This is a genomic window from Rhodococcus sp. NPDC059234 (assembly GCF_042754225.1).
In the GTDB taxonomy this organism is placed as follows: domain Bacteria; phylum Actinomycetota; class Actinomycetes; order Mycobacteriales; family Mycobacteriaceae; genus Rhodococcus_G.
Genome location: NZ_JBHZAH010000234.1, coordinates 1 through 1,124, shown reverse-complemented (window position 1 = coordinate 1,124; position 1,124 = coordinate 1). Strand labels below are relative to the sequence as shown.

Below are 1,124 nucleotides of genomic sequence, written 5' to 3'. Positions count from 1 at the left end.
CAACGACACCATCCAGATGTCCGGTCTGATCACCGCCGAGGGCGACTACGTGCAGGGCACGCTCAACGGCATCGTGCGGGTCTCACGCGGGTAGCGACAGCCCAACGACAGACTGTAGTTGACCGGGCTCTACCATCGGACCCGTGCTGTATCGCGGGTTTGTGAGCCTGGTCAACCGTCTGCCGCTGCCCTCGCTGGCGGTGCAGAAGTGGATCGCCGTCGCGGTGATCCTCAGCCAGGGCGGGATCGCGGTGACCGGCGCGGTGGTCCGGGTGACCGCCTCCGGCCTCGGCTGCACCACCTGGCCGCAGTGCTACCCCGGCAGCTTCATCCCGACGTCCTCGTCGACCGCGCCGTGGTTCCACCAGAGCATCGAGTTCGGCAACCGCATGCTCACCTTCCTCGTCGTGGCGACCGCGGCCGCGGTCGTCCTCGCGGTCACCCGCGCGGGCCGCCGCCGCGAGGTGCTCGTCTACGCCTGGCTGATGCCGCTGTCGACGGTGCTGCAGGCGGTGATCGGTGGCATCACCGTCCTCACCGGCCTGCTCTGGTGGACCGTCGCGATCCATCTGGTGTTCTCGATGGCGATGGTGTGGCTCTCGGTGATGCTGTTCCACAAGATCGCCCAGCCCGACGACGGCGTCGAGGAGACCACGGTCCCCAAGCAGTTGCGGTGGCTGACCGCGCTCAGCGGCGTGGCGCTGGCGGGCACGATCGTCGCCGGCACCATGGTCACCGGCGCCGGACCGCACGCGGGCGACAAAAGTCCCGAGCGCACGGTCGCACGCCTCGACCTCGACATCACCAACCTGGTGCACCTGCACGCGGAACTGCTCGTCGGGTACCTGGCCCTGCTGGTCGGGCTCGGGTTCGGCCTGTACGCGGTCGGCGCACGGGCCGCGGTGACGCTGCGACTGAAGGTCGTGGTGGCCCTCGTCGTGGCGCAGGCGCTCGTCGGCCTGGTCCAGTTCTGGACCCACGTCCCCGCCGCCCTGGTGACGGTGCACGTCGCCCTCGCGGGGGCCTGCACCGCGGCGACCGCCGCGCTGTACGCCGCCGGCCGGATCCGCACGGTCGAGCCTGCGGTGCGGGAAACCGCCGCCGCGCACTGAGTCGGACACGCG

Annotated in this window: 1 protein-coding gene; it reads left to right on the top strand. The window is 70.6% G+C overall.

Annotated features, from left to right (window positions below):
- Positions 1–143 precede the first annotated feature (143 nt).
- Positions 144–1,112: a heme A synthase gene (locus ACFXGJ_RS24475; RefSeq protein ID WP_378625868.1), complete on the top strand. Its 969-nt coding sequence runs from the start codon at positions 144–146 to the stop codon at positions 1,110–1,112.
- Positions 1,113–1,124: the final 12 nt, after the last annotated feature.